This window comes from Streptomyces sp. NPDC005898 (assembly GCF_040629635.1).
GTDB lineage: Bacteria > Actinomycetota > Actinomycetes > Streptomycetales > Streptomycetaceae > Streptomyces.
Map to the genome: position 1 here is coordinate 45,418 of NZ_JBEXWC010000017.1, position 22,956 is coordinate 68,373.

Below are 22,956 nucleotides of genomic sequence, written 5' to 3' on the forward strand. Positions count from 1 at the left end.
GTCATCGACCTATCCAATTGGGTCACGTACAAGATGTCTGCCCTCAGGCAGCGGTGTGCCGAGCTCGATGTCCACCGGTGGCCCCCACCGGAGGCCCGGTCGGGGCCATCGGTGTACGCGGGCTTCGGAAGGTCAGCCGGCGTCGGGGCGTTATCCACGAACTGGGTCAGGCCGGACACAGAACTGGGTCAGGCCGGACACAATGGGGACCCCCAGCAGATGTGGACGGTTCCCTGGCCTCCGTTGGGAGCGTTCCGGTCCGAGACCCAAAGGGGAGGTCTCGGACCGGGCCGTCACCGCTGCGGTGGCGTTCAGCGCAGGGCGCTGCCGAAGAGCGCCGTGGTGTTCGGGGCCGCGACGTCCTTCGGGCCGAAGGCGACGGAGTGCGTGGCGGTCAGGCCCGTGGACGTACCGCGCAGCGACCACACCGCGCCCGCCTGGGCGTTCTCCTGGACGGAGGAGGCGGCGAGGTCGGCGCGGCCGTCACCGGTGACGTCGAGCAGCGCGGTGGCCGCACCGAACGAGTCGCCCTTCTCGGCGACGCCGGGTACGCCCGCCGTGTTCTGGTGGAAGACCTGGGCCCCGGACCCGGTCACGCCACCGGCGCTGCCGCGTACCAGGACGACGGCTCCCGCGTCGGTGACGCTGCCGACGTCCTCCCCGATGACACCGACCGCGACATCCGCGTACCCGTCCCCCGTCACGTCGCCGACGGCGATCGCGCTGCCGAACCGGTCCCCGTCCTCCTCGGCGCCGGGCACGCCCGGCAGGTTCTGGTCGAACTTCTGCGTCTGCGCCGTGAGGCCGTCGGCCGAGCCGAAGGCGACCCTGACGCCCGGCTGGTAGTCGTCGTCACCGAGCACCAGGTCGTCGTAGTGGTCGCCGTTGACGTCACCGACGCCCAACTCGCCTCCCGAGCCCGGCGCCCGGCCGCGCTTGAAGCCGGTCGGGGTGCCGTACAGGACGCTGTTCCCCCACTCGCCGTCACCGTAGTAGTCGTTCATGGCGATGTCGGCGCGGCCGTCGCCGTTGATGTCGCCGACGGCCTTGGGGACGATCGGGCCCTGGACGGACGTGGGCCCGTCGATGCAGTCCCGGTCGGCGCAGGTCGGGTCGGGGCGCTGCTCGCTGTCGTAGTTCCACCACTGCGACTTGTCCATGAAGTCGAGGGTCTTGGCCGGGGTGCCGGTCCGCGCGACGGGGCCCTTCCAGAGGCGCGCCTGCTGGCTGATCGGGTCGTCTCCGTAGGAGCCCGCCCCGGAGAACAGGGCGAGGTCGGTGGTGCCGTCGCCGTCGAAGTCACCGGCCTGCGGGGTGAAACCGTGGGTGGCGATCTTGGTGCCGCCGGTCAGGCCGGACGCGGAGCCCCACAGCACCACGGCGCCCGCCGCGGAGCTCCTGCTGTCCACGCCGATGACCAGGTCGGTGTAGCCGTCGCGGTCCAGGTCGCCCTTGGTGAACGACCTGCCGAACGCCTGCTTGGCGGTGGCCGCCCCGGGCACCCCGCTGGTGGAGCGGCTGACGACCTTCTTGCGGGCCGGGTCGAGGCCGTCCTTCGACCCGTACGTCACCACCACGTACCCGGCCTTGGCCTGCCCGGAGACGGTGCCGCCCGGGGCGCCGACGACCAGGTCGCCGTACCCGTCGCCGTTGAAGTCGTCCGAGGGCTTGGCCGCCACATGCGCGCCGCCCGCGCCGCCGGCGGCGGCCTCCGCGCTGCCCTGTCCGAGGGTGAGGGCGGAGAGGCCGCCGCCCACCAGCAGGGAGGCGGCGATCACGGGCATGGTGAGACGGGCGGTGCGACGGGCACGCGACATACGACTTCCCTCGGTCAAGGTGCGGTTGAGCGGCCGCGGTGCGTGAAGCCAACGGTGGTTCCCCGCTGTTCACTGCGAGTCACCCGCTGGTTCACACCGGCCGATCATGTGACCTTCGACGGTGCGGGAAGGTTGTACGGGGCCTTGACCGCGGCACGTTCAGTTCGACGCCGAGGCATGTGGCTTCGCCGAGGACAAGCTCGTGCTCGTCCTGACCGAGTTCGATGGTTCCTCCTGGGACGTCAGGGCTGAGGATCGCGCTCACCCGCCCCGGCGGGTCACCCGCCCTGTCAGGCCAGCACCGCCCGTACCGTCTTGCCGCCGCGGCGGGTCTCCACGACCTCCAGGCGATGGGTGAGTTGGCGGACGAGCGCCAGGCCCCGGCCGCTCTCCCGTACGCTGCTCGGTTTCCGTACCCGGGGCCGGACCGGGCTCGTGTCGTGGACCTCGACGGTGACCCGGCCGCCGGAGACCTCCACGCGCAGCCGGCAGCCGCCGTGCGCGTGCTGCACGGCGTTGGACACCAACTCGGAGACGACCAGGGCGACGTCGTCCACGCGCTCGGCGGTCACCTCGCTCCTACGGCGGTGCGTTCTGACGAGGAACGCGCAGGCCAGCCTTCTCGCCCGGCCCGCCGACGCGGGTTCCTGCGGCAATGCGTACTCCACCCGTGCGGTGGGCCGATGGGCGCGCTGGTGCGCACGCATGGCAACTCACTTCCCCTCCCTGGGACAACCGGTCACCGCGATCTCTGTCGCCACCGGGGTCGCGGTGTGTCTTGCGCGACCAGTCCTGCCCCACGGTGATGCCCCCGCCGACTGATCGCCAATCCGCCCGTCCCCTACGCCGTACCGCACCTGACGCAGCCGCTCCGACAACTCCCCTAGCGGTGTGTGACGTTGTCATGTGCCCCGGTCCTCGGCGTTGACGTCGAGATCGGGTGCGACCAACACTGGCCTGGTCCTTCGCACCGGCGCGGGCGCGGGCGCGTACGTCCGGCCGGCCCCGGAAAGGCCGTCCACGAACCGGAAAGGCCGTCCATGCAGCAGCCGCCCCGCCCCTTCAAGGACTACCAGGACGAGATCTACCTCGACGGGCTGCGGGGCGTCGTCCCCCGGTTCCCCATGACCTTCGCCGAGCTGGAGTCCCGCGCGCACGCGGCGCTGCCGCCCTCGGTCATGTCGTACGTCGCGGGCGGGGCGGGCGACGAGCGGACGCAGGACGCCAACGTCACCGCGTTCGAACGCTACGGCCTTGTGCCCCGGATGTTCGTCGGCGCCACCGAGCGGGATCTGTCCGTCGACCTGTTCGGCATGACCCTGCCCTCTCCCCTGCTCATGGCGCCCATCGGGGTCCTCGGCATCTGCGCGCAGGACGGGCACGGCGATCTCGCGACCGCGCGGGCGGCGGCCCGGACCGGCGTGCCGATGATCGCCTCGACCCTGTCCGCCGACCCGATGGAGTCGGTGGCCGCCGAGCTGGGCGACACCCCGGGCCTCTTCCAGCTGTACACGCCGACCGACCGCGCGCTCGCCGAGAGCCTGGTCGCCCGCGCGGAGAAGTCCGGGTTCAAGGGGATCGTCGTCACGCTGGACACCTGGATCACCGGCTGGCGCCCACGCGACCTGAGCACCGCCAACTTCCCCCAGCTGCGCGGCCACTGCCTGGCCAACTACACCAGCGACCCGGTCTTCCGCGCCCTGCTGCCCGCCGACCCCGAACAGGACCCGCAGTCCGCGATCCTGACGTGGGTACGGGTCTTCGGCAACCCGCTCACCTGGGACGATCTGCCCTGGCTGCGCTCCTTGACCTCGCTGCCGCTGATCGTGAAAGGACTGTGCCACCCCGAGGACGTCCGCCGCGCCAGGGACGGTGGGGTGGACGGCGTCTACTGCTCCAACCACGGCGGCCGCCAGGCCAACGGCGGGCTGCCCGCGCTGGACGCTCTGCCCGGGGTCGTCGAGGCCGCCGACGGGTTGCCGGTGCTGTTCGACTCCGGGGTGCGCAGTGGCGCGGACGTCGTGAAGGCGCTCGCGCTCGGCGCTCGCGCCGTGGGCGTCGGCCGCCCGTACGCCTATGGCCTCGGCATCGGCGGCGCCGACGGCGTCACGCACGTCCTGCGCTCGCTGCTCGCCGAGGCGGATCTGCTGATGGCCGTCGACGGATACCCGAGCCTCGCGGATCTCACGCCGGAGGCGTTGCGGAGGGTGCTCTGAGGGGGCCGCGGGTGGGCTGACGGCTCGGCGGCCCCCTCTCCCATGACCGGTCAGTGGACCATCATCGGTCAGTGGACGCACGTACGTTCCATGTGAGACATTCATGTCTCATTCGAACTTGGAGTGTTCCACCATGACCCCGCAGCGTGACGCACGGCGCTGGGCCGTCCTCGCGATCCTCTCCGGCAGCCTGCTGCTGATCGCCATGGACACCACGATCCTGAACGTCGCCTTCCCCTCCCTCGTCGCCGATCTGCGGCCCAGCTCCGTACAGCAGCTGTGGATCATCGATGTCTACGCCCTCGTGCTGTCCGGGCTCCTGGTGACCGCCGGCGCCCTCGGCGACCGGTGGGGGCGCAAGCGACTGCTGCTCATCGGCTTCGGCGTCTTCGCCCTCGCCTCGCTGCTCGCCGTGTTCGCGACCGCCGCCTGGCAGGTCATCGCCGCCCGCGCGCTGCTCGGTGCCGGTGGCGCGGCGATCATGCCGGCCACCCTGTCGATCCTGCGGCACGTCTTCACCGACGCCCGCGAGCGCGCGCTCGCCTACGCCGTGTGGTCCGCCGTCTTCGGCGGCGGCATGGCGCTCGGTCCGGTGATCGGCGGCCTGCTCGTGGAGCACGACGGCTGGCACTCCGCGTTCCTCATCAACATCCCGGTGGCGCTGGTGGTCATCGCGCTCGGCCTGTGGATCCTGCCCGAGTCCCGTCAGCCCCGCCAGGGCCGCTGGGACTGGTGGGGTGTCGGCCAGTCGGTCCTCGGCATGCTCGCCCTCGCCGGCGGCATCAAGCAGCTCGGCAAGGGCGGCCCCACCGACCCCGCGGCCTGGGCGCTGCTCCTCGTCGCCGCGGTGACGCTCACCGTCTTCGTGCGCCGTCAGCTGCGCATCGAGCACCCGCTGCTCCGGGTGCGCCTCTTCGCCTCGCGGCCGTTCGCCATCGCGGCGGCCTCGATCTTCCTCGGCATGATCGCGCTGGGCTCCGCCCTGTTCCTGATCACCCAGTGGTTCCAGTACGGACAGGGCTACACCCCGCTGGAGGCGGGCGTCCGGCTGCTGCCCGCGCCGCTGGGCCTCGTCCTCACCTCGCTGGTGACGCCGATCCTGATGCACCGGCTGCCGATCCGGCACGTCATGGGCGGCGGGCTGCTGCTGATGACGGCGGGCCTCGCCCTGCCCTGGCTGTTCGAGCTGTCGGGTCCGCTCGGTTACGGCGGGATCGCCGTGGCCCTGGGCGTACTCGGCTGCGGCGTCGGCATCGCGACGACCGCCGCGTCCGTGACGCTGATGGCCGCCACGCCGGCGCGGGACGTCAGCGGCGCCGCGGCCGTCGAGGAGACCTGCTACGAGCTGGGCGCGGCCATGGGCGTGGCCATCCTCGGCAGTGTCGCCACGGCGCTGTATCGCCTGAACCTCCCCGATCTGGGCCTCGGGGCGGAGAGCGCCTCGGCGGTGCGCGACTCGATCGGCGAGGCCGCGCACGTGGCGCACGGGCTGACCGGCCCGGCCGGCACCGCCCTGCTGGCGAAGGCCTCCGAGGCGTTCACCTCCGGGATGACGCCGACGTTCCTGATGGCGGCCGCACTGCCGCTGGCCGCCGCGGCGCTGACCTGGGCGAAGATCCCGCGGGACCTGCGCCCCACGGAGAGCGCGCACTGACCCGCGGACGCCCTCGGTCCAGCTGACGGATGGCTGGATGTGCTGTATGCCCCACGCGCGCGCCCGGGTAGGAACACCACGCCGATTCAAGGGACTTGAGGACGGCGCGATGGCACATACCGATGACGACGGCACCCCCGCACCGCCCGAGCGGGACCCCTGGCACCGAAGGGCCCGCAGCTGGGTACGCGCGAAGAGAACCGCACTCTGGCAGTGGCTGAGCGACAGGACCCAGCACCCGCTGCTCATCGCGGTGGTCGTGGCTCTCATCGGATTGGCCGGCACGGTGGCCGCCGCGACCACGCCCCTGTGGTGGCCCACGCCCGATCCCCCGAAGTGCCCCGGCGCCGGATGCGCCGGCAAGGACCCGATCAAGGAGGCGTGCGTGGCGGACGCGGTGACCTGGAAGCCGCGGCGGAACAACCCGGTGGCCCTGGAGATGCGCTACAGCAAGCACTGCGGAGCCGTCTGGGGGCGCATCCGGCTGGGGCACCCGAGCGACCAGATCAGCATCCAGGTGGACGGCGGATCGGCCCAGAGCGCCCTCATCGGCTACGGCCGGGACCAGTACACGCGGATGGCGCCGGTCGAAAAGCACTTCCGGGCCAGAGTCTGCGCCGAGCCGAACAGCCCCGAGTCCCTCAAGGACTGGAAGAGGTACTGCATCCCCGTGACCGACGAGACGTCCTGGAAGGGATAGCCTCCCGCCCCGCAATAGGCCTCCCGCAGGTGGGCAACGCGAACCGCCCGGCGTTCCGCCGTGCCGTACTTGGCGGCACCGCGTTGACACGGAGTCCAACTCGTACCGCCCGCCCCGTCCTTCACGCCTATCATCGGTTCGACTGTTCCTCCCCGGAGTCGCCGCCCCGGTGGCGCCGCCCGGGGGCGGCACATGCTCTTCAGTGAGAGGACGACGGGGACTTGAGCTCGATACGCAAGCGCGCCGCACGCAGGCGCCGCAGGGTTGCCGCCGCCGTGGGCGCCGCGGTCGCCGTCGTCGCGGGGCTCCAGCTCTCGACCACCGCGTTCGGCACCGACGACAAGGAACCGGCGGACGCCCGGCCGGCCACCACGCCCGCGCCCACCGCCTCCAGCCGCGCGGAGCGGCAGGACTTCGGTTTCTCGGACGCCGACGGAACGCGGTTCCGCGACGGCGTCATGACCTTCCGGGCGCCTGACGCGCCGCCCTCGTCCGCCACCAGCCCCACGTCCCCCACGCCTCCCACCGCGCAACCGTCCAGGCTCGCCGCCCCCGCCCCGCACGGCGAGGGTTGGCGGTCGGGGGGCGCGACCAAGCTCCTGAACACCGGCTACACCATCAAGTTCCACGACCAGAAGACCGTCGACCGGCTGGCCCCCTACGTGCGGCGGTCGGCCGCCGACCTGCGGCGCGTCACCAACCTGCCGGTCACCGTGGACACGCGGCCGGTGGGCTGGGACTACGTCCGGCCCAAGGGCGAGGTCGTCATCGGCCTGCTGCACCGTCCGTGCGTACCGCCCACCGACGGCAGCGGCGACGACTGGCAGGTCGTCCGGGACGGCTCCGGCGGCAAGAGCCTGAGCTGCGGCTTCTACGCGTCCTCCGCGGCCGGCACGGTCACCGGCGGGCACGCGTACATCGACGACGAGTTCTTCACCGCCGACGGCGAACCCACCCCCTCCATGGGCGAGACCGATCTGCGCAATCACATCAGCCACGAACTCGGGCACACGATGGGCCTCGCGCACGCCCAGCGCGGCCCGGCGCGCGGCGACTGCGTCAAGGGCACCGACTCCGGCCAGTTCCCCGTGATGTGCACCCCCAGCCGCGCCTACCGGGACAAGCGCGCGGGCACCTTCGTCCAGCAGTACGACGTGCAGGGCCTGCGCCATCTGGCGCGCGCCGGCGGTGCCGTGCTGCCGCCACAGGGCAAGGTCACCGGCATCGGCCGCAAGTGCCTCGCCGTCGAGGGCGGCAAGGCGGCCAACGGCACCGGGATCCAGCTGAACGCCTGCGACGGCGGCGTCGCGCAGTCGTGGATCCTGCAGAAGGACGGCACGTTCCGCGCCTTCGGCAAGTGTCTGGACAGCCACCGCGCGGCGGCGACGGACGGCGACCGGGTCAGCCTGCGCGACTGCGACGGCGGGGCGTCCCAGCGCTGGGCGGTGACGGCCGGGGGCCAGATCGCGCACGTCGCGTCCGGCAAGGTCCTCGATCTCGCGGACGGCAGCACCGCCGACGGCACGCAGGTACGGCTCCACACGCCGAACGCGAGCAAGGGCCAGCGCTGGGTCACGCCCAAGTAGCCACGCGGCTTGGCGAACGCGTCGCGTCCCCCGGCTCTCACACGGCTGCGCAACGTTCGCTGAGTCCCTCACGGTGATTTCTCTCCGTCGCGTCGGCGGAGTTCTCGTGACCCGCGCCCTACCGCGCGACGACCCCGGATGTACCGGGCCGGCCGACCCCCGGCCATTGCGCGGGGCGACCCGCGCGGAACACCCGGGAGGCCTGACCCTTGGCCTTGGCCTTGGCCTTGGCCTTGCGCTGGAGCGCACTCCAGGCGCCAGGATCCGATCACCGCCGAGCGACGGCGGCTGCTCATGAACTTGAGGAGGGGGTCTTCCGTGCGTCATCACACCATGGGTTCTCAACGGGTTTCTGCGCTGTGCCTGGGCACACTGCCATTCGGCACGGTGGTCGACGAGGACATGTCCTTCGCACTGCTCGACCGGTTCGTCGAGAAGGGCGGCACGTTCATCGACACCGCGAACTGCTACTGCTTCTGGCGCGAGGGAAGCGACGGCGGCGACAGCGAGCGGCTCCTCGGCCGCTGGCTGGCCACTCGCGGCATCCGGGACGAGGTGATCGTGGCCACCAAGACCGGCGCACTGCCCGCCGGCGAGGGGACCTGGCCCGCCAACCGCGAAGGCTTGTCCGAGAAGGCCCTGCGGCACGCCGTCCACGGCAGCCTGCGGCGGCTCGGCACCGACCGGATCGACCTCCTGTACGGGCACATCGACGACCCGTCGACCCCCTTGGAGGAGACCGTCGGCGCGTACGCCGCGCTCGTCGCCGAAGGCCTGGTGGGCCAGGTCGGCATGAGCAACCAGAACGGGACACGGCTCGCCCGGGCCCGGAAACTGGCGAAGCGGCAGAACCTGCCCGCATTCACCGCGCTCCAGCAGCGGCACACCTATCTGACGCCGGCGCCCGACGCGGACTTCGACTACCAAGTGGCCCTGGACGAGCCGACGCTCGCCTACGCCGCCACGCAGCCCGATCTCACCGTGCTCGCCTACAGCGCGCTGCTGAACGGCGCCTACGCGGGCAGCAAGCCCGTCCCGGCCGAGTACCGGCACGACGGCACCGGGCCTGCCCTGAAGGCCCTCGCGAAGATCGCGGCGGAGACCGGGGCCACGCCCGGCCAGGTCGTCTACGCCTGGATGCTGCAGAGCTCGCCCGCCGTCATCCCGCTCGTCGGCGTCAGCCGCCTCGACCAGCTCGACGAGGCACTCGAGGCGCTCGACCTGGAGCTGACCGAGGAGCAGCGCGCCCGCCTGGACGACACACGGGCGGCCGCGCCGCGTTAGAGAGGGTTCATCTCGCCGAGCCCCATGACGCGCAGGGTGTGGTCGGCCATGTGGCGGTGGCCGACCGCGTTGGGATGGGCCGGGTCGTCGAGCCAGGCGATCGGGTCGTCCGAGCCGTGGTGCTCCCGCCAGTACGCCTCGTGGTCGACGAGCAGCGCGCCGGTGTCCGCGGCGATCTCCCGTACCGCCTGGCAGTACGCGGGAAGCGCCGCGCGCCGGTCCGAGCCCGAGGCGCTGACCAGTACCGGTGTGTGCAGGACGAGCTGGGTCGCGGGCCGCGTCCGCTCGATGATGCCCCGCACCGCGTCATGGAACCGAGGCAGTCCGGCCTCGCCCTCCAGACAGTCGTTGGTGCCGAACGACACCGAAAGCACGTCGGGCTCGTGGCGGCCGACGAGCAGGTCGTACGCCGCGAGCAGATCGGTGGCCGTCCACGCGGAGACGCCGGTGTTGATGACGACGTCCGTGAGGCGGTTCAACTGCCACCGGACGCGCTCGTGCAGATGCTCCACCCAGCCGCGGGCGCCGTGCGTGTGCAGCACTCCCTGGGTGATGCTGTCTCCGGTCGCCACCCAGGTCATGGGTGAATCGGCCAGCCGGATCATGCGCTGTCCCTTCCGGGTCCGGTCTCCGCGCATCCCTGATGAGCACGGTGTCCCGGCGGTACGACATGGTGCCTGGTCAAGATCGTTCGCACAACGTGGCGCTCCACCGCCTCATCAAGCCAACATGCCGTGACACCTGAACTTGTCGTTTGACCTTCGGCCTCGACCAGGCCGCGTGGCTGGGCGCCTGGGCAGAGGTGGAAGAGTTCGGGATCGCCTTCGTCCAGGCCGTGGAGCAGGCCGACCGGGCTCCAGCCGACTCGCTGCAGTAGCAGTTGCACGGGGTGGTTGGAGACGTCGGTCTAGGTGAACAGTTTCGAGCTGGTGCACGCGGCCTCGGTGGCCTTGAGGAGACGTGCGCCCACGCCTTGTCGGCGGGTGGTGGGCGCGACCGTCAGCATGGTGATGAAGCCTTGCTCGGGTCGTAGCCGGTGGCTGCGCTGGTCCGCCGGGACAGGGGTCACTGCCCGGATGCCGCCCGCGCAGGTGCTCGCGGATCGCGCGGAAGGAGTACGCCTTGTAGGTCAGAGATGATCCCAAGAAGCCTCCGCGGCGCCGAGAGGTCAGATCGGCCGGGACGCGATTTGCCGCCGGGCAGAAGCCCAGACTTCCGGCGAGTACAGCACCCATGAACTCGGCGTCCAACCCGACGCGTACGACCCGAAGCTCGACGTCGACTTCACACCGCTGCGCGAGCAGGATCTGATCGTCGCCGGTCTCGGCCAGGCCGCCTGACCGACTGTGAGCCTCCTTGTGTGAGCGCTGGCGGTACAGGCGAAGCAGCGCCCGAAGCGTCGGACGTCCGTCGTGGCCGGCCTCGGGGCGGGTGACCAGGAGGACGAGGCAGGTGTGGCAGTGACCAGCCGGTTCGCCGCGGTGCCGGAGATTCGAGCGCACTGTTCACCGGCTGGGGCGGCGAGCCGGCGACCTGCCGCGTTGGTGGGGTCAGGGGTTGGTGGTGACCTCGAAGCCCGCGCCGTAGACGTCGGCGGGGTCGGCGGCGTCGCGGGCTCGCAGGTCGGCGAGGATGTTGGCCGAGCTGGTGTAGACGTAGAACGGGAAGTGGAGAACGCGCGCCTTGGTGATGCCGGCCCAGGGCCCTTCCGCGTGATAGCCGTTGGCCTCGGACGGGTAGGCGGTGCCCGGCACGTGCCAGATGGCCGGGCCACCGGAGTCTCCGGCGTCGTGATGCGCGAAGGACTGGTAGATGCCGTCCGAGTTGTTCGTGATACGGCCGTACCAGACGCCCAACTGGCCGGAGACCACAAGCTCGTTGTTGTCGAAGAGGCCGGCGCCCAGCAGACGCTCGTCGGCGCGTGCGGGGCTCATGGCGTTCGGGCTGGGCGGTCCGCCGGGGACCTCCAGCTGCCCGGTCTGTTTCAGGGACGGTCCCTGCGATGAGGGCGTGACCTCCGGGACCAGTTCAATGATCATGTAGTCCTTGGTCGGGTGTCCCGTCGCCGAGCCTTCGGGGCTCTTGAAGTACCGTACGTACCCGATGGGGCCGAATGCGAAGTCCTTCCGGTCGTAGACGGGGTAGTTGTTGTCGTGGATCTCGCGATCGGCGATCGGACCGCCCCCGCAGTGGCCCGCCGAGATGGCGACCTTGCGCCCGTAGTCGTCCGTGCCCACCGCGCCGATCGTGCAGAAGGCGTCGGGATTGGACGGATCGGCTATCTGCATGGCGTTGTGGACGCGCTTGACCGCCTTGGCCCCGTCCTGCGCCTGGGCGCTTCCGGCGCCGGTGCCTAGGGTCGCGATGGCGGCGAAGGCAGCCACGGATGCGGAGAGGACTCGCAGGCGTCTGAGTCGGAACATGCACGATTCCTGTCTGTCTGAGGCGAGAAGCCTTCGGTTGCGGGTCCCGGCCGGCCGGCACGGGCAGCAGGGGAATGCTCGTACGACGCACATGGGTTCGGTGCCGCTTTGGGTGGCACTGGCCCATTCCCGCCCATACGGTGGCCTGGAACTTTGGCCGCCACCAGGCGGGTACTGCAGTGCCGGCGTCCACCTCGTCCGCCCGCGCTGCCGCCAGCTCGGCCAGGACCTCCGGCAGTGTCGGGTCGTCGTTCGCAGCGAGGGGAAGGCGGGTGGCTTCGCGCTTCGGCGGGCGAGCCTGGTCGCCGCGGGCTCGCCGGCGAACATCCACCCCCACGTCGAAATACGTCTCCCGCAGCGTCGCGCCGAGGGCCGGGAGTCCCCAGTACCGCTCGGTCACCAGCACCCCGAGCACGTCACCCAGGCCCATCGGTGCGTCCGTCGCATCGGGCCGCCCGTACGGCGCGGGGCTGGACGCCAAGAACATCGCCATGGTGGAGGTGCGGGTGGAAGGCGCCAGGACGTTGGCCGTCCGAACGTTTGCCTCGAGCACCACCTCGTTGGCGGCCCCGATGATGGAGTCTGCTCCAAGGTCTTCGTCGCCCAAACCGACGAATCCGCCGGAGCAGACCGGAAACCTACGGCAGCGTGTCGCGGTCAGGCGGAGGGGTGCCGCCGGGTGCCGCCGCCGTTGCCGTTCAGCGGGATGAGGCTCTCCAGGTGAGCGCCTTTGACCCAGGAGCCCAGCAGGTCGCGGTGCAGGGCCACGATGTCCTGGCGCAGCGCCAGGCCCAGCGCGGCCTTCGTGAACGCGCGGCAGGTGGTGACGAACAGGGCGACGTCCGCGCCGTGCTCGAGACGGGCGGTGCCGACGAACTTCTGCATGTCCTGTGAGGACACGCTCCGATGCGCCGCGTACTTCTTGCACTGGATGACCAGCTTGCGGCCGTCGGCCAGGTAGCCGACGACGTCCGCGCCCAGGTCGCCGCTCTTGCCGCTGACGACGACCTGTGTGCAGCCGTCCCGCCGGCACAGCTCCGCGATGTACTCCTCGAATTCCTGCCACGTCAGGGCGTCGACCTGGGCCATGGACAACTCGCGCGCCCGGGCCTCCTCCTGTGCCCGCCAGGCGTGGTCCCGGCTGACCTCCTGGCGGTGCGCCCGCAACAACGCCCAGCCGGCCCCGCCCAGCGCGGCCGTGGCGAGCACCGTCACCAGGACGGGCCACACCGTCGACCAGTTCGCGGCGACCCACACCGCTGCGGCCAGCGACGCCACCACGCCCCAGCCCTGCAGCTGCCTGCGGGTCTGCTTCTTCAAGCGTCGGCGCCGCCGACGTGCTGCCATCACTCCCCCGCCTCCTGGGGCCGTGATCCGCAGCGCGGGCCGGTGGTCGATGTCCGGACGGCGTGCGGGCGGGAGCTCATCGGCTGGCCTGAGTGACACCGCTCGTGAGCTGCCCCAGGACGTTCAAGATCCCCTGACCGACCGGGGTGGGGGCGAGCAGGACTCCCAGTGCCAAGACGATGACGACGGTCAGTTTCTCGTCGAAGCGGCTGCGGGCCTCCGTGCGCCGCCGCAACCGCCAGATGACGACGACTGCAAGCAGCACCGCCACGTTGATAGTCACCAACCGCCCTGTCCTCCCACCGTCCGGCTTCACTCCATGGACGGCTGAATGGTGCCGCCAGCCTTCTTGTGTAGCGGCACCTTCGTGATGTCGGAGGCGGGTTGCCGACGAATGGCACAAAGCCATCGGACCTGGCCGAATAGCGCGCGACGCAGCAGTTGTCGGCACCCACGGTGCCTTGCCGTCGCGACGCCCCGCATCAGCCGCGGGCAGCATCGAACTGCGGCCTCAGAAGCGCCGGGGTTGTCAGTGGCCAGGGGTATCGTCAATCCGCTGAGCGCCCGGCAGCGTGGCCGGGTACCGACCGGAGGCGGATCTCGTCTCCAGTACGGCTCGAGGTTGCATGGCCCTGGACAAACGCCGCGTGCAGACCGCAGTGATCGGCCACGCCGATTCCGAGCTCCCCGTAATTCTTCCGATGGAAGCGATAGAGCTTGACGACTGGAGGGCGCTGCTGGATATCGGTATGCCGTTTGCCTTTCGGGTCCACCGTCGACGTGCTCGACCGCGATTTCGGTGATGTCCCCTGCACCTGGGATTCCTGCGGCAGTCAGCCGAGGTAGAAGCCCTTGCGGACGGCGACGAATTCCTCGACGGTCAGAGGTCGCTTCCCGGTGATGCGCTCGACGTCGTTGGTCGCCCTGTCGTAACGGTTCGCGCGGTGCAGCTGCGCCATGGTCGCGATGTGCTGCTCGGTGTGCTGTGGCAGGCCCGCGTTCGCGAGTACCTCTGTGCGCCACCATTGCAGGGGGACGTCCAGATAGGTCACTGTGCGGCCGAGCGCCTTGGAGAACTCCTGGGCTACTTCGGTCATGTCGAGCGCCCGTGGTCCGGTCAGCTCGTACACCTTCCCGGCGTGTTCCCCGGGATCGCGCAGGATGGTCGCGACCACCTGGGCGACGTCGTCGGCAGCGACTGGCGAGGTGCGTCCGGTCCCGAACGGCAGCGCCAGCGTGCCGTTCTCGCGGATCGAACGCGCCGCGAGGGCTGTGAACAGCGGATTGTCGAGGAACGTTGTCGGGCGCACGTGCACCACGGGCAGGCCCGACCAGTCCAGCACCTGCTCCGCCAGCCAGTGCAGCCGCTGCTGGTGGGATTCCGCGGTGCTGGTGGCGGTCATCTGCGACACCGTCATCTGCGACATGTCCACCAGCAGGTCGAGTTCGCCGTGCGCCTTGGCGACAGTGGCCATGACGGTCGCCGCCAGCAGGTGGTCCGGGGACACACTGAGCCCGAGGTACGTCCGGCGGACGCCGTCGAGCGCGGCCGCCACTGTTTCGGGCCGGGTCAGGTCCCCGGTGACGACCTCGGCGCCCCATGCCCGCACCTCGGCCGCGCGGTCGTCCTCGCGGCGGACCAGGACGCGGACCGGCACGTCCTGCGCGCGCAGCCGCTCGGTGACGAGGCGGCCCATGCCGCCGGCGCCGGTGACGAGGACAAGGTCGTGATCAGCCATCGGAGGCTTCCTTTCGGAGGTGTTCGCCCCGGCCAGGTCCTGGCCGTTGCACGGGCGGCAGTGTTGGTGCTCGGCGTCGCCTGCGGTCAGATCGAGGTCGCGCCGTCGAGGCAGAAGTCGGGGCTCTCCACGGTCACCAGCACGTCCGGGAAGGGCGATGGATGATGTTCGGCGCCACCCGGAGGCCGTCGAGGGGGCGCTTGTCGATGTGGTGTGGCCGTGGCGCCCGGAGAGGGTCAGTGGTGGCTGGGTCGGCTCGAGCGCATCTGCCACTGGGTCATCGCGCCGAAGGCCAGAACGTTGGCTCGGCGGGTGGTGAAGCGCGAGGTCAGGGTCATCACCCAGTTGAAGGTGCCGGAGACGACGCTGGGCGGAGGGTTACGCCGGTCCAGCGTGCGCAGCGCGGTCGTGACCACCTGGCTCGGCGTCTGCAGCCGGACACCGCGGGCCATGTCGTCGGAGCCGGCCGCGTCGAAGAACTCGGTGCGGGTCGGACCCGGGGAGAGGGCGAGCACGCGCAGCCCGGTCCCTCGCGATTCCTGCCACAGCGCCTCGGTGAAGTTCAGCACGAACGCCTTGGTCGCCCCGTAGACAGCGGCGTTGGGCCACGGCTGGTACCCCAGGGAGCTGGCGATGTTGACCAGGACACCGGATAGCTGGCCGATGAACGCCCTGGTGACATCGACCAGGCTGGCCACGTTCAGGTGGACCTCCTGCTGGACCCGTGCCGGGTCCTCCTGCCGGAACGGGCTGTGGGTGCCAAAACCGGCGTTGTTGACGAGACTGGTGACGGTGATCCCACGCCGGGCCACCTCCTTGGCCAGCACTTCACCCGCGGCCGGCACGGTGAGGTCGAACGGCACCACCGTGACGGTGACCTTGTGCTTCGCGGACAACTCATCGGCCAGGGCTTCCAGGCGGTCGGCGCGGCGGGCGACCAGCACGAGATTCGAGCCGCGCGCGGCGAACTGACGGGCGAACTCCGCGCCGAGTCCGGCACTCGCCCCGGTGACCAATGTGGTCTGGGTACGGTAGTCGATCTTCTTCATGGCGGTCAGGGACACGGCGCCCTCGCGGGCCCTCTTCCCCTGCTCCTTTCAATCCTTGCGACGGTCAGCGACCGTCATCGCGTGCTCATCTGTTGCCCAGGCGGGCACGGAGCGCGTCTCGGCGATGGTCGTGACGTGCTGCCTTCTTCACCGGAGCAGGAAGTTGAGGAGGGTTTCGGTGCGCTTGTTGAAGGGGGCGCGCAGCATGCGGGTGGCGTTGAAGCGGCCGTGTACGTGGATGCCCTTGGGGTGGCTGAGCGTGCGGAATCCTTCGATGCCGTGGTACTTGCCCATGCCGCTGGCGCCGACGCCGCCGAAGGGGAGGTCGTCCTGGGCGACGTGCATGATGGTGCCGTTGACGGTGACGTTGCCGGAGGTCGTGCGGTCGAGGACCTTGCGCCGGTCGGGGCCGTTGTCGCCGAAGTAGTAGAGCGCGAGCGGCCGGGGCCGTGCGTTGACGTAGTCGATGGCGTCGCCGATGGCGCGGTACCCGAAGATCGGCAGGATGGGGCCGAAGATCTCCTCGTGGGCGATGCGCATGTCGTCGGTGACGCCGAGCACGACGGTCGGTGCGAGGGTGTGCGGACGGCGGGCCGCCTCTTCCGGCCGGTGCCCGACCTCGATGATCCGCGCCCCGTGGGCGCGGGCGTCCTCTATCAGGCCGGTGAGGATCTTGTACTGCTTGTCGTCGACGATCGACGTGTAGTCCTCGCCGGTCGGGCCGTCGGGGTAGGCGGTCTTCACCAGTCGGTCGTAGGCGGCGACGAACGCGTCGATCTCGGATTCGTGCACCAGGGCGTAGTCGGGGGCGATGCAGGTCTGCCCGCCGCTGAGAAGCTTGCCGAAGACGATGTCTGACACGGCCCGGTCGGTCACGTGTCCCTTGGCCACGATGGTCGGGGACTTGCCGCCCAATTCCAGCGTGACGGGGACGAGGTGGTCGCTGGCCGCCTTCATCACGGCCCGTCCGACCTCGGTGCTACCGGTGAAGACGAGGTGGTCGAACGGTAGGGCGGAGAACGCTGAACCGTCGCCGCTGACCATCGTGACCTGCTCCGGCGGGAAGAGCTCGCCGAGCATCTGCGCGAGCAGCGCGTTCGTCGTCGGGGTCAGCTTCGACGGCTTGAGCATCACACGGTTGCCGGCCGCGATCGCGGTGACCACGGGCATCAGCGACAGGTTGACCGGGTAGTTCCACGGCGAGATGACGCCGACCACGCCGAGCGGCTGGTATTCGATGCGATTACTGCCGAAACGCAGCAGCAGCTCGATGTGGCGGCGGGTCGGGCGCATGAACCGGCGAAGGGTGCGCTGCAGGTAGTCGATGCCCTGCACGACGCCCACGACTTCCATCAGCGCGGTCTCGTGTCGCGAGCGGTGTCCGAAGTCGGTGTTGATCGCCTCCTCGATGTCGCCGCGCCGGGCGATCAGCGCCGCCTTGAACCTGGCCAGATCGCTGCGCCGGGCCTGCAGGGAGGGTGCTCCGTCGCGGAGGTAGGCGGCGCGCTGAGTCTGGAGGATGTGGTGGAAGCGCTCCGCGTCGGTGGGCTGTGCGGTGATGTCGGTGCTGCTGTCCATGATCGTGTTCCTCAGCTGTGGGCATGAGTAAGGGCGACGGGGTGCTGGGGGCGCTGGCGGCGGTCCATCCAGCCCATGAGCCGGACCATCGAGCGGCGCGACAGGAGCCTTCCGAGGAGAGCGACTGACCGGCCGTTGGTGATCACCGACGGGGGCACGGACCGGCGGTCGAGCGTGTCGAGGGCGATCTTCACGACCTGCTCGGGGGTGGCCCGCTTCGTGCCGTAGTCGGCGGAGCTGCCGGCGACGTCGTAGAACTCGGTCCGGGTGGCGCCGGGGCACACGGCCAGGACGCGCAGGTTGGTGCCCCGGGCCTCCTCCCACAGCGATTCGGTGAAGTTGAGGACGAATGCCTTGGTGGCGCCGTAGGCGCTCATGTAGGGAGTCGGCTGGAAGCCCAGCAGGCTCGCGACGTTGATCAGGACGCCGGTGTCGGCGGAGGACAGCGGGCCGATGTAGGCGCGGCTGAGGTCGACCAGCGCGCTGACGTTCAGCGCGATCATGCTTTGCAGGCGGTCGGGGTCCTCGTCGGTAAACGCGTCGTGGGTGCCGAAGCCGGCGTTATTGACCAGTCCAGTGGCGTGGATGCCGCGGGATTCGAGTTCGGCGCGCAGCGTGCGGCCGGCGTCGGGCCGGCCGAGGTCGCGGGCGACGGCGGTCACCGTGACGCCGTGGGCACGGGTGAGGTCGGCGGCCAGGCTCTCGAGCCGGTCCGCCCGGCGGGCCACCAGCACGAGGTCCGCGCCGCGGCGGGCCAGCTGGCGGGCGAATTCGGCGCCGAGGCCGGAGCTGGCGCCGGTGACGATGACGGTCTGGCGGTGGTAGTCGATGGCGTTCATGACATTCACTCTAGGCACGCTTTTGCACTGAGTGCAAGTAAATGCACTGCGTGCTACGAAGTACCATCGGTGCATGACTCAGAAACCGGCCTCCATCCGGGCGCAGACCCGCTCCGTGGTCCGTTCGCTGCTGGCCCGGACCGCCATCGAGCTGTTCGGTACCAAGGGCTTCGACAACACGACCCTCGATGAGGTCGCCGCCGCGGCGGGCGTCTCCCGGCGGACCCTGTTCAACTACTTCCGCAACAAGGAAGACCTCGCGCTCAGTGGCCTGGACGAACAGGGCGAACTGATCGCCGCGCACCTCGCCGAGCGCCCGGCCGACGAGGATGCCTGGACGGCGCTGCGCGCGGCGTTCCAGGTGCTCGAGGAGATCGACATGACAGCCGAAGGGCGCCTGGAGTTCATCACGCTGCTGTTCGGCAACGATTCCCTGCGCGCCGGACACGCCGAGAAGCAAGCCCGCTGGCAAGACCTGTTTGCACCGCTGATCGAGCCCCGACTGCCCGACTCCGACCGCCGCACCCTGCAAGCCCGCGCGATCGCAGCCGCAGCGATCAGCTGCCTGCAGGCAGCCAACGAGGAATGGGTCCGCCTGGGCGGACAGGCCGACATGTTCGACCTCTACGACACCGCCGTACGGGCCATCCGCCGCCCCACCTGAAACCGGCCGCAGCCAGCTCCACCACGCTCGCCGGCGTGGGCACCAGGGCCCTGACCGGCCAACCCGCGCCAGCAGGACCGAACGATCCGGCCACCGTAGGCCGCGCAGCCACAAGTCAGCCCTGGGCGGGTAGCCGCAGCGGCTGGTAACCGTCGGCATCGGGCGTGGCCGGCTCGCCGTCAATGTCCACCGTGTGGGTGCCGTAAAACGAGCTGGGCCTCCGGGGGCCGGCTCGTGCCGGTGGAGTGTGCGCGTCATCGACCTGTAGCCCGCCGAGCGGGCGCGCTCGACTAGGGGGGCGGGGCCCGCCGCGAGTCCAGGAGCGGAAGGCCCTGCAGAAGGTCGATCGCCTGCTGGGCGTCCTCGCACGGCACAAGGCACACGGCATGGGCGTTACGCTCCGCCGGCGCAGCCAGCTCGCACAGGCCGCGGAGCAGGCTTCGGCCTGGCTCACCGACGACCAACGCTCCCAGGTGCAGGAGTGGCAGAACGCCCCAGAGCCCGCCCCCGCGCCGCGCACCCCTCAGCCGCCGGGTGGCCGCTCTCCGCGCATCCCGGCTCCCCGCCCGGAAACCTTCGACGGAGCCGGCCTCGCCGACGCCGTACGGGACGTGCTGGAGCATGCGGCCCGGCTGGGCAAGACCGTGCCCCTCACCGACCTCTGTGCCCAGGTCAAGGGCCTGGGTGAGCTGACGGGGCCCGATCAGGTGCAGGTGCTGCGCCGGGAAACGCCCACTGCGCGCCCCCGCAGTGCGAAACCTCAGCGTCCTGCCCTGCTCACTGCCCTGATCACTACGGAGGCGGGGACCATGCACCCGGTCTACCGGCAGCTCGCTGACCACGCCGGCCACCATCTGCCCCAGCAGGCCGACAATGCCTGGACCGAGACGGTCAAGATTCTCCACGACCGGTACCGCGCCCCCTAGGTCCTGTCCGGTGGATCACTGTGGGAGGGCTGCGTCGCCGAGACCGGCCCCTCATCCTGACGCCACCATGGCGGCACCTCGAAATGAGAACTCGGTAGCGGACTTGGGCTGCCGCAGATCAACATGCAACGCATGACTGATCAACTCGCGCGATGGACCCAGGCAACCGTCTACCCCGACATGTGGGCCGATCCGGCCGACGACCCCCGCAACAACGAGGACAGTCCGGAGGGCGAGCTTGCGACATTGCTGGACTTCCTGACGAACTACCGCACCACTCTGCGGATGAAGTGCGAGGGCCTGGATCCGGAGCAACTGGCCCGGCGGTCGGTTCCGCCGTCGACGATGTCGCTGCTCGGCCTGCTCCGGCACCTCGCAGAGGTGGAACGCGACTGGCGCAACTGGATCAACGAAGGCGACCCGCTGCCGAAGCTGTACGGCGAGAAGGACGCGGACTTCGACGGAGCTGTCGCCGAACAGGCCGTGGTTGACGCCGCGTACGCCGATCTGGAACGCGAGCAGGCCGCGACCGACGCCGCACTGGTCGGGCACCCGGACCTGGGGGAGCAGGTGGGGAGGGAGCGGATCGCAATTCGGGAGCTGATGGTGCACCGGGTCGAGGAGTACGCCCGTCACTGCGGGCACGCTGACCTGCTGCGCGAGTGCGTCGACGGAAGGGTGGGCCAGTGACGAGAGCCGGCCGCCACACCCGTTCCCACCAGCACGGCACTTCGAAGTGACTGGTCCATGCTTGTCTCGTTGACTCGGGCATGGGGCGGGGCGGTCTGAGATGTACGGCTACTCGGCGGACACATTTACCGACACCGTCACACAGCGGGCCACCGCCGCCCACGCCGATGTGATCTTCCTCCAGGAGTTCTGCGAGAAACTGGCCAAGCCCCTGGAGCACAAACTGGAGGCCAGGGACGGCGGGGCGGACACGTGGGATGTGCGGTTCGCGCCCATCCAGCTCAAGGTCGCCCCGGGTCACTTCGCGCAGAAGACGTGCACCAAGAACCGTGGGGCCTACGGTGTCGCCATCGCCGTACCCGCGGAGAACATCTGGTACAAGGCGATCGAACTGGATTCACCGGACAACAAGGAGCGCCGGACCGCCCTGTGCGCCGCCGTCCGCTCCTGGGCCGTCATGGCTTGCACAGCCCACTTCAGCACCGGCGGCCCCAACTACGACGACCCGGCACGACACATCCAGCAGGCCCAGGCCGCCCACATGGCCGAACGCTCCGCGGCATACTCGACATCGGGCTACCGAACCCTGATCGGCGGCGACCTGAACGCCACCCCCACCGTCACGCCCGATCAGAGCACGGTGCCCGTCCTGCAGCCGCTGTACGACCCGCACAAGGAATGTGACCAGCCTGCCAACCGACCCACGGCGAGCAGCTCCAAGCTGGACTACCTCTTCGCCACGTCCCCCGCAACCTGGTCTCCGGCTGCACCATCGGCACCGGCACCGACACCCCCTCGGACCACCGTCCGGTGTGGGGGACGGTGACGCTGCCGGCGCGGTAGGAACCGCGTCAGCAACGCCATGCGGCAGAGATTTCGTCAGAGGCCGGGGTCGCTCTCCAGTTCCCTCTTGAGGTTGCGCAGGGTCCTGTCGATGTTCCTCGCCTGGAACACCGCGAACGTGTGGCCGCCCGTGGCGATCCGGTCGAAGACAGCCGCCACGAAGTCCGGCCAGGAGCGGCGGTCGTCCGTCCAGGTCTCGGTCACCCGCGTCGACGTCCCCGCCGCGCCCGCCTCCTCGACCTCCTTGAAGCGGTACTCCCACGTGGCGATGGGAGCGCGCAGCCGGGGACGCTTCAGACCGATCGCGTGCACGCGGAAGGCGAACCGCCTGCCCGGCTCCGCCGCGGTGACCGTGCAGCGCGTGGTCCAGCGGAACGTGCCGCGCTTGTTGTGCCCCTCGAAGACCACGCCCGCCTCGGCCGGTTCGTCGGCGCCGGGCACGGTCGCGCCGCGGTTCTCCGGGCTCCAGCGGCCCATCTGCGCGGGCCGACTGACCTGCTCGTACACCACCGAGGGCGATGCCTTGACCACGATGCTGCGGGACACGGTGAATGTACGGGGCATAGGGAGCGCTCCATTTCTCGGCCCTGACCCTACCCGTCAGTAGGTTGGGCGGGAAGGGTACCGCTCCCCTAGTAGTGCCGTGACCGGGAAGGTTCACCGGGGTCAGTGCCCTGAGCTCGGCTGTGGTGGACGAGGAATTAGGACGTGACTTCGCCACCCCCCCCGTCGAGCAGGCGGAAGCCCTGCACGGCCTGCGCAAGCTGCTGGCCGAACAGCTCGCCGACCCGCACCTGATCAGCCGCTACGCCAAGACCATGGACGGGCGAGCCCCCGGACGCGCGCTTGGTGACCAGCGTGCCGATCGCCGCTCCGAGGCCCATCGGGTCGTGTCCGTCATGCCGCGCCGTCGTGACGGCCCGCAATTTCCGCATCGTCTTTTGGCCGTGGCCGTTCTTGCGCGCAGCCTCCATCGCGGCCCGCAGCGCGACCCGGGGCGGTCCGTCGGGCCTGGAGTTCGCCCTCGCCCTCGCCACGGCTACAGTCACCAGCGATCCGCCTCGCTCACCCGGGAGAACCTCCGACCATGGCCGTCGACGAACTCGACACCCGCATCCTCCGGCTGCTCCTCGAACAGCCCCGCACCAGCCTGCGCGAGTACGCGCGCGTGCTCGGCATCGCGCGCGGGACCCTCCAGGCGAGGCTGGACCGCCTGGAGCGGGACGGCGTGATCACCGGCACGGGCCCCTTCCTGTCGCCGGCCGCCCTCGGCCACCCCGTGCTCGCCTTCGTGCACATCGAGGTCACGCAGGGGTATCTGGACGAGGTGGGCGACGCGCTGGCCGCCGTCCCCGAGATCATCGAGGCGCACTCGATCACGGGCGGCGGCGATCTGCTGACCCGGGTCGCGGCGCGGGACAACGGTCACCTGGAAGACGTCATCCAGCAGTTGATCAAGCTGCCCGGCGTGGTGCGGACCCGCACGGAGATGGCCCTGCGGGAGCGGGTGCCGCACCGGCTGCTCCCGCTGGTCGAGTCGGTCGGCAGAGCGGCCGCCGGATCACGCTGAACCCCGCCCCACGGCCCCGACCTGGGGCTTT

The 22,956-nt window shown here is 70.4% G+C and carries 24 protein-coding genes; 11 read left to right on the plus strand and 13 right to left on the minus strand.

Annotated features, from left to right (window positions below):
• Nucleotides 1-311 precede the first annotated feature (311 nt).
• Together ABZ385_RS22355 and ABZ385_RS22360 are read right to left on the minus strand one after the other, a co-directional pair.
• Nucleotides 312-1,817 (minus strand): hypothetical protein, encoded by a 1,506-nt coding sequence (locus tag ABZ385_RS22355; protein WP_358912820.1) that lies wholly within the window; start codon nt 1,815-1,817, stop codon nt 312-314.
• Between the two features lie 290 nt (nt 1,818-2,107).
• Nucleotides 2,108-2,524, minus strand: coding sequence for an ATP-binding protein (locus tag ABZ385_RS22360; RefSeq protein WP_358697999.1), 417 nt, complete (start codon nt 2,522-2,524; stop codon nt 2,108-2,110).
• Nucleotides 2,525-2,857: 333 nt separating this feature from the next.
• Between ABZ385_RS22360 and ABZ385_RS22365 the strand changes: the two genes are divergently transcribed.
• The 5 genes from ABZ385_RS22365 to ABZ385_RS22385 all read left to right on the plus strand — a co-directional run bounded on the left by ABZ385_RS22365 (nt 2,858) and on the right by ABZ385_RS22385 (nt 9,257).
• Nucleotides 2,858-4,033, plus strand: a complete 1,176-nt coding sequence (locus tag ABZ385_RS22365; RefSeq protein ID WP_358912822.1) for an alpha-hydroxy-acid oxidizing protein — start codon at nt 2,858-2,860, stop codon at nt 4,031-4,033.
• A 133-nt stretch (nt 4,034-4,166) separates the two neighbouring features.
• Nucleotides 4,167-5,687: an MFS transporter gene (locus ABZ385_RS22370; protein ID WP_358912824.1), complete on the plus strand. Its 1,521-nt coding sequence runs from the start codon at nt 4,167-4,169 to the stop codon at nt 5,685-5,687.
• Between the two features lie 109 nt (nt 5,688-5,796).
• Entirely contained in the window at nt 5,797-6,387 is a 591-nt protein-coding gene (locus ABZ385_RS22375) for a DUF2690 domain-containing protein (RefSeq protein ID WP_358586581.1), read from the plus strand.
• A 221-nt stretch (nt 6,388-6,608) separates the two neighbouring features.
• Nucleotides 6,609-7,973 carry a ricin-type beta-trefoil lectin domain protein gene (locus ABZ385_RS22380; protein ID WP_358912826.1) on the plus strand — a complete coding sequence of 455 codons (1,365 nt, stop codon included), beginning with the start codon at nt 6,609-6,611 and terminating at the stop codon, nt 7,971-7,973.
• A gap of 318 nt (nt 7,974-8,291) precedes the next feature.
• Nucleotides 8,292-9,257, plus strand: a complete 966-nt coding sequence (locus tag ABZ385_RS22385) for an aldo/keto reductase (RefSeq protein WP_358697049.1) — start codon at nt 8,292-8,294, stop codon at nt 9,255-9,257.
• Here ABZ385_RS22385 and ABZ385_RS22390 read toward each other — a convergent pair.
• Nucleotides 9,254-9,862 carry an SGNH/GDSL hydrolase family protein gene (locus ABZ385_RS22390; RefSeq protein ID WP_358586587.1) on the minus strand — a complete coding sequence of 203 codons (609 nt, stop codon included), beginning with the start codon at nt 9,860-9,862 and terminating at the stop codon, nt 9,254-9,256. The two genes, ABZ385_RS22385 and ABZ385_RS22390, sit on opposite strands and share 4 nt — an antisense overlap.
• A 149-nt stretch (nt 9,863-10,011) precedes the next feature.
• Here ABZ385_RS22390 and ABZ385_RS22395 point away from each other — a divergent pair, with 149 nt between their 5' ends.
• The gene (locus tag ABZ385_RS22395; RefSeq protein ID WP_358586589.1) at nt 10,012-10,134 is read left to right on the plus strand and encodes a hypothetical protein; all 123 of its coding nucleotides are present in this window, start codon (nt 10,012-10,014) and stop codon (nt 10,132-10,134) included.
• A 30-nt stretch (nt 10,135-10,164) separates the two neighbouring features.
• Here the strand turns inward: ABZ385_RS22395 and ABZ385_RS22400 are convergent, their stop codons facing one another.
• The 8 genes from ABZ385_RS22400 to ABZ385_RS22435 all read right to left on the minus strand — a co-directional run bounded on the left by ABZ385_RS22400 (nt 10,165) and on the right by ABZ385_RS22435 (nt 18,232).
• The gene (locus ABZ385_RS22400; protein WP_358586593.1) at nt 10,165-10,335 is read right to left on the minus strand and encodes a GNAT family N-acetyltransferase; all 171 of its coding nucleotides are present in this window, start codon (nt 10,333-10,335) and stop codon (nt 10,165-10,167) included.
• Nucleotides 10,336-10,807: 472 nt separating this feature from the next.
• The gene (locus ABZ385_RS22405) at nt 10,808-11,680 is read right to left on the minus strand and encodes a hypothetical protein (protein WP_358912828.1); all 873 of its coding nucleotides are present in this window, start codon (nt 11,678-11,680) and stop codon (nt 10,808-10,810) included.
• A gap of 657 nt (nt 11,681-12,337) precedes the next feature.
• Nucleotides 12,338-13,027, minus strand: a complete 690-nt coding sequence (locus tag ABZ385_RS22410; protein ID WP_358912830.1) for a restriction endonuclease — start codon at nt 13,025-13,027, stop codon at nt 12,338-12,340.
• Nucleotides 13,028-13,103: 76 nt separating this feature from the next.
• Nucleotides 13,104-13,313: a hypothetical protein gene (locus ABZ385_RS22415; protein WP_358585538.1), complete on the minus strand. Its 210-nt coding sequence runs from the start codon at nt 13,311-13,313 to the stop codon at nt 13,104-13,106.
• A gap of 547 nt (nt 13,314-13,860) precedes the next feature.
• On the minus strand, nt 13,861-14,766 hold the full coding sequence (locus ABZ385_RS22420; RefSeq protein ID WP_358697055.1) for an NmrA family NAD(P)-binding protein: 906 nt from the start codon (nt 14,764-14,766) through the stop codon (nt 13,861-13,863).
• 236 nt (nt 14,767-15,002) lie between these two features.
• Nucleotides 15,003-15,815 carry an SDR family oxidoreductase gene (locus tag ABZ385_RS22425; RefSeq protein ID WP_358912831.1) on the minus strand — a complete coding sequence of 271 codons (813 nt, stop codon included), beginning with the start codon at nt 15,813-15,815 and terminating at the stop codon, nt 15,003-15,005.
• 147 nt (nt 15,816-15,962) lie between these two features.
• Nucleotides 15,963-17,393, minus strand: coding sequence for a coniferyl aldehyde dehydrogenase (locus ABZ385_RS22430; protein WP_358585544.1), 1,431 nt, complete (start codon nt 17,391-17,393; stop codon nt 15,963-15,965).
• Nucleotides 17,394-17,404: 11 nt separating this feature from the next.
• Nucleotides 17,405-18,232: an SDR family oxidoreductase gene (locus ABZ385_RS22435; protein WP_358585546.1), complete on the minus strand. Its 828-nt coding sequence runs from the start codon at nt 18,230-18,232 to the stop codon at nt 17,405-17,407.
• Between the two features lie 73 nt (nt 18,233-18,305).
• Here ABZ385_RS22435 and ABZ385_RS22440 point away from each other — a divergent pair, with 73 nt between their 5' ends.
• From ABZ385_RS22440 to ABZ385_RS22455, 4 genes are all read left to right on the plus strand, one after another.
• Nucleotides 18,306-18,896 carry a TetR family transcriptional regulator gene (locus tag ABZ385_RS22440; protein WP_358912833.1) on the plus strand — a complete coding sequence of 197 codons (591 nt, stop codon included), beginning with the start codon at nt 18,306-18,308 and terminating at the stop codon, nt 18,894-18,896.
• Between the two features lie 386 nt (nt 18,897-19,282).
• On the plus strand, nt 19,283-19,822 hold the full coding sequence (locus ABZ385_RS22445; RefSeq protein WP_358912835.1) for a hypothetical protein: 540 nt from the start codon (nt 19,283-19,285) through the stop codon (nt 19,820-19,822).
• A 123-nt stretch (nt 19,823-19,945) separates the two neighbouring features.
• On the plus strand, nt 19,946-20,512 hold the full coding sequence (locus ABZ385_RS22450; RefSeq protein ID WP_358912837.1) for a DinB family protein: 567 nt from the start codon (nt 19,946-19,948) through the stop codon (nt 20,510-20,512).
• Between the two features lie 100 nt (nt 20,513-20,612).
• On the plus strand, nt 20,613-21,338 hold the full coding sequence (locus ABZ385_RS22455) for an endonuclease/exonuclease/phosphatase family protein (protein WP_358697060.1): 726 nt from the start codon (nt 20,613-20,615) through the stop codon (nt 21,336-21,338).
• 53 nt (nt 21,339-21,391) lie between these two features.
• On the opposite strand, the gene ABZ385_RS22460 is transcribed toward ABZ385_RS22455, so the two are convergent.
• Nucleotides 21,392-21,919: an SRPBCC family protein gene (locus ABZ385_RS22460; RefSeq protein WP_358585556.1), complete on the minus strand. Its 528-nt coding sequence runs from the start codon at nt 21,917-21,919 to the stop codon at nt 21,392-21,394.
• Nucleotides 21,920-22,056: 137 nt separating this feature from the next.
• Nucleotides 22,057-22,329 carry a hypothetical protein gene (locus ABZ385_RS22465; protein ID WP_358912839.1) on the minus strand — a complete coding sequence of 91 codons (273 nt, stop codon included), beginning with the start codon at nt 22,327-22,329 and terminating at the stop codon, nt 22,057-22,059.
• Nucleotides 22,330-22,442: 113 nt separating this feature from the next.
• Between ABZ385_RS22465 and ABZ385_RS22470 the strand changes: the two genes are divergently transcribed.
• Complete coding sequence (locus ABZ385_RS22470) at nt 22,443-22,925, plus strand: Lrp/AsnC family transcriptional regulator (RefSeq protein ID WP_358585557.1); 483 nt, start codon at nt 22,443-22,445, stop codon at nt 22,923-22,925.
• Nucleotides 22,926-22,956: the final 31 nt, after the last annotated feature.